The 4,685-nt window shown below is 28.7% G+C and carries 4 protein-coding genes; 1 reads left to right on the top strand and 3 read right to left on the bottom strand.

Annotated features, from left to right (window positions below):
• Window positions 1–215: 215 nt before the first annotated feature.
• The gene (locus tag IBJ83_RS06055; RefSeq protein WP_201275767.1) at window positions 216–1,565 is read right to left on the bottom strand and encodes an MATE family efflux transporter; all 1,350 of its coding nucleotides are present in this window, start codon (window positions 1,563–1,565) and stop codon (window positions 216–218) included.
• Between the two features lie 194 nt (window positions 1,566–1,759).
• On the opposite strand from IBJ83_RS06055, the gene IBJ83_RS06060 reads away from it, so the two are divergent.
• Window positions 1,760–2,740 carry a DDE-type integrase/transposase/recombinase gene (locus IBJ83_RS06060; RefSeq protein WP_201275768.1) on the top strand — a complete coding sequence of 327 codons (981 nt, stop codon included), beginning with the start codon at window positions 1,760–1,762 and terminating at the stop codon, window positions 2,738–2,740.
• Window positions 2,741–2,795: 55 nt separating this feature from the next.
• Here the strand turns inward: IBJ83_RS06060 and IBJ83_RS06065 are convergent, their stop codons facing one another.
• Window positions 2,796–3,149, bottom strand: coding sequence for a hypothetical protein (locus IBJ83_RS06065; protein WP_231698887.1), 354 nt, complete (start codon window positions 3,147–3,149; stop codon window positions 2,796–2,798).
• A gap of 615 nt (window positions 3,150–3,764) precedes the next feature.
• On the bottom strand, window positions 3,765–4,685 hold a 921-nt coding region (locus IBJ83_RS06070; protein ID WP_201275769.1), incomplete at its 5' end, for a Cna B-type domain-containing protein.

The raw sequence follows: 4,685 nt of genomic DNA on the forward strand, positions 1-4,685 counted from the left end.
AATTGGACTATCAGTATTGAAGAAAAATAAAAGGGAAGATTAAGATTTCTCTAAAAATTGAATATTTCAAGATAGAATAAGCTATGGAATGTTTTAATTGAATCATTAACTAAGGTTGAGGAGTAAAATCCTCAACCTTTTGTTATGTAAAAAAATAGTGCATCAAAAATTTCTTTAGATACACTACTTTTAAAAACATTAAGATTATTTTATTTTTAATCATTTTGTTTTAGTAATTTTTTTCTTATTACTAAGTAACAACATATATGTGCGATTGTTGTCAATATCCAAGAGATTGGATATGAAATGTAAAGGGATTCTTGTGTTCTGTAAATTTGAAATATTGTAAATATCCAAATAACTCTAAAAAGACAAGCTCCGGTTAGTGAAACAATCATTGGAAGAATTGAGTAGCCCATTCCTCTTAATGAGCCTACTGTAACGTCCATAAGTCCACATAGTAAGTATGTTGCAGAAACGATCTTCATTCTGTTAAGTCCAAAAGTTATTACTTTGGGGTCGTTTGTAAAAATTCCAAGTAAAAAATCTCCACATATATATGCACCGATTCCAAGCACAAGTCCTACGACTGAAACAATGGCAAGTCCTTGTAATAAAATTTTATCTATTCTATGATATTTTTTTGCTCCCATATTTTGACTTGTAAAACTTAGAGTTGATTGGTAAATTGAATTCATTGACATATATACAAATCCTTCGATATTTATTGCAGCTGTATTTCCTGCTATAACAAGTTGTCCAAATGTATTTATTGAAGATTGAATTAATACATTTGAAATACTAAATACGATGCCTTGAACACCTGCTGGTAGTCCGATTCTTAAAATAGTTTTAACTTTTTCTTTTTGTAATTTTATTTTTTTAATATCTAAGTGCATATATCCTGTACTTTTTTTCAAAAATAATATCATCATAATTGCTGAAATATATTGTGCGATTATTGTTGCTATCGCAACTCCGTCAACACTCATTTTTAAAACTATAACAAAAAATAAATTTAGGACAATATTTACTATTCCTGAGGTGATTAAAAAGTATAGTGGTCTTTTAGTATCTCCGATTGAACGTAAAAGTGCTGCTCCAAAATTGTATAAAGCTGCAGCTGGACTTCCTAAGAAAAATATTTTCATATAAAGTACAGATAGGTCGATTATTTCCTTTGGTGTTCCCATAAGTTCAAGCATAGGTCTTGAGGCGATAATTCCTACGAAAAGCAAAATTGTTCCGGCAATCATTGCAAGTCCAATTGCATTGTGAACAGTATCTGATGCGTTTTTGTAATCTCTTGCTCCACAATATTTTCCCATTGTAACGCTAATTCCCATAGAAATTCCAATCAGCAAACTGATTAATAAATTTATTAAAGAAGAAGTGGCACCAACTCCTGCAAGAGCTGTGCTACCTGAAAAACGCCCAATTACTATTATATCTACTGTATTAAAAAGTAATTGAAAAACACTTGTAAAAATAATTGGAATTGAAAAAAATATCATTTTTTTCAAGGTCTTTCCATTTATCATATCTATTTCATTGCTTTTAACCATTATATCCTCCGTAAAAAGTCTAAAATTATTCTAAAATAATATCATATTTTTAGTCTTTTTGCAATGATAAAAGAGAAGCAAAATTTATTTTTTTGTTATGATACAATTGATGTGAGGCCAAGGGTACAAAAAAAAAGAGAATATCCTGTATAATTAAAATAACAAAAAAAATAACTAGAAAGGAACTCTCTTTTATGAATAATATTATATCACAAAATCAAGAAAATATAAAACACAACCAACGTTATATCCCTCATTTACTTCAAACAAGATACCATGCTGTTAAAACTTACAGAAATGGTAATTCTGTTAGCTTTGTTTGTAGAAGATATAAAATATCTAAAGCATCCCTTATGCGTTGGAATAAAAGATTTGATGGCTCTATTGACTCCCTTAGGGATAAATCTCATAGACCTTTATCTAAACACCCTAATTCTCATACTGATACTGAAATTTATTGGATTAAAAATCTCATTAGAAGAAATCCTAATATTTCTTTGATTGAACTTTACGCTAAACTTAAACTAAATAAAGGTTATACTAGACACCCTTGCTCCCTTTTTAGATTCCTTAGAAAACTTGGTTTTTTTAAAGATGTTAAACAACCTTCCAAACCCTATGTTCCTAAACCTTATCATACTCCTACTAAAATTGGTGTTAAAATGCAACTTGATGTTAAATATGTTCCTAATTCTTGTTATGTTGGTAAATATCCTGACAAATTCTACCAATATACAATTATTGATGAGGCAACTCGTGAAAGGTTTATTTATCCTTTTAAGGAACAATCTTCTTATAGTACTGTTACTTTTGTTAAAATGGCTATTAAACACTTTGGTTATACTCCTGAAATTATTCAAACAGATAATGGCTTTGAATTTACACATTTTAAAGATACTAAAAGAGTTCATCCTTTTGACAAACTATGTAATGAATTGGGTATTAAACATCAATTAATCAGACCTAGAACACCTAGACACAACGGCAAGGTTGAAAGAAGTCATAGAAATGACAACGAAAGATTTTACAGTAATTTATCTTTTTATTCTTATGAAGATTTGATTGTACAAATGAAAAAATATCTCTATAAATCTAATAGATTACCTATGCAAACTTTAAATTGGCTTTCACCAATTGAAAAACGTAAAGAATTATTAGAATTAAAGGAGAATTAATTCTCCTTTAATTCTAACATACAGGTTATGTTTTTTTATAATTTTTGGTCTCACATCATTTACAAATGTACATAAACAGTATTTCCTCGGAAAGAGAAGTATTAAAAATCGCATAAATCAATATTGAAGGCAAAGACTTTATTCCTAATCCTATAAATTCCGAAGACGCTACATTCACATTTTTAAATGAATATAAGATAAAAACAGAGATTATCAAAAATAAAACTAACACCGAAAAAATCCAAGCAAACAGTTTATTTTCTTTTATGTTATTTACTTTTTTCAATCCAATCCATTCAAAAAAATTCATCTTTTTTCTTGAAGTGATTAACCACCATAAAAATGGTATTAATGAAAATATTATAATTTGAATAATACTATTAGTCAATTTTTTCATTAGTAAATCCATAATTACATCTCCCTTCTATTTATCCTTATACTATATATAATACAATTAAAGTAAAAAGTCAATATTATAAATATTAGTAGTTTTGACTATATATAATTGTATATAAAAAGAAATTTACTCAATCAGATCAAAACACAATTCCTTAATAAAAAAGCTTTAGGAAATTTCATACTTTTGATTTAGCAAAAGTAAATGTATCGAAAATACATCAAAAATTTTTTAGGATTTCTTTCAGAAATACTATTGCTTGTAAACAAGCAATAGTTGAGATCTTTCGGCTACGCTCAAGATGACGGATAAGGAAGTACCTTTGTTAGATAGCTTACCGTTACCGGTAAATCAGCTTACGATTTATTTTTAAAAATTATAATAAACAAAATAATTTAAGTCAAAATGCTTACAAATAAAAGTAAGTCTGACTCAAAGATTGTCCAAATCTTGATTTGAATATAATCTACTGTGGAAATCTCATAATTATACTTGTTTACAAGTACAATTAAACAAAAAAAGTTTAGTAACTAAAACTAAAAAAATCAGTCTTAATTACTAAACTAAATTTAAGCTGTCAAATAAATATTTATAATTTTGAATATTTAATCTTAAGCCTATAAAAAATTAAACATCAATTTCATTTTTTACTTTCCTTTTTCTCAAGAATAGTAGTATTGTTCCTCCTAATATAGATGAAATTCCTGCATAAATTAAAGTATTTATTCCTATTCCTGTTTTAGGCAATTTTGGTTTTTCCGGAGGCATTGGAGGTGGTGTTGTAGGAATTAAAGTATTAGTTACCTTTATTCCGTCTTTCATATTTCCGGAATAAATTACCTTAAACCACTTGCCGTCAAATTTAATTGAATTATTGCTTTCTCCAACTTCCTTTATTGTATATTCGTAAGGTTTTGAATTTAAAATTGATTCATACGCTTTTAAATCTTTAAATTCTCCTGTCCAGCTGTTGGATTTATTCAATTTAAGTTTTTGTCCTGTTGCCTTTCCGTCTTTATATAATTCAACTTCTATTTTATCTACAGGTGCCGTGATTTTATTTCCGTTTGTTCCCAACCATTCCTTTGTTACCTTTAAATTTCTTGTCGGTGGTATCATTGGTGTCCAAGGTGTTTCCGGTGTTGGCGGTACAACCGGTTCAGTTTTGTCTGTTACTGTTAATTTATTTCCATCTGCCTTTACTTCGTTTCCGTCCGCATTCTTAACTTTAACTTTTCCTTGTTCATCCACTTCAAAAGTTATATCTGTAACTTTTAGGTATCCGTTAGGAGCCGCTTCTTCGTGGAATATATATGTTCCGGCTTTTAATTTAATTTTTTCGCTTTGTCCTTCTTTTGATGTCCAATCTTTTACTACTTTTCCTTGTTCATCTTTAATTTGGATTTCAGCTCCTGCTATTTCTTTTCCGCCTACATTTACTTTGCTGAATTCAACTTCTTTTTCAACTGGTGTTGGCGGTACAACCGGTTCAGTTTTGTCTGTTACTGTTAATTTATTTCCATCTGCCTTTACTTCGTTTCCGTCCGC

This window comes from Parvimonas parva (assembly GCF_016552165.1).
Taxonomy (GTDB): domain Bacteria; phylum Bacillota; class Clostridia; order Tissierellales; family Peptoniphilaceae; genus Parvimonas; species Parvimonas parva.

What these genes read in the sequence shown, in the direction of transcription:
- IBJ83_RS06055 (WP_201275767.1), bottom strand. Translation starts at nt 1,565, where the DNA reads ATGGTTAAAAGCAATGAAATAGATATGATAAATGGAAAGACCTTGAAA.
- IBJ83_RS06060 (WP_201275768.1), top strand. Translation starts at nt 1,760, where the DNA reads ATGAATAATATTATATCACAAAATCAAGAAAATATAAAACACAACCAA.
- IBJ83_RS06065 (WP_231698887.1), bottom strand. Translation starts at nt 3,149, where the DNA reads ATGGATTTACTAATGAAAAAATTGACTAATAGTATTATTCAAATTATA.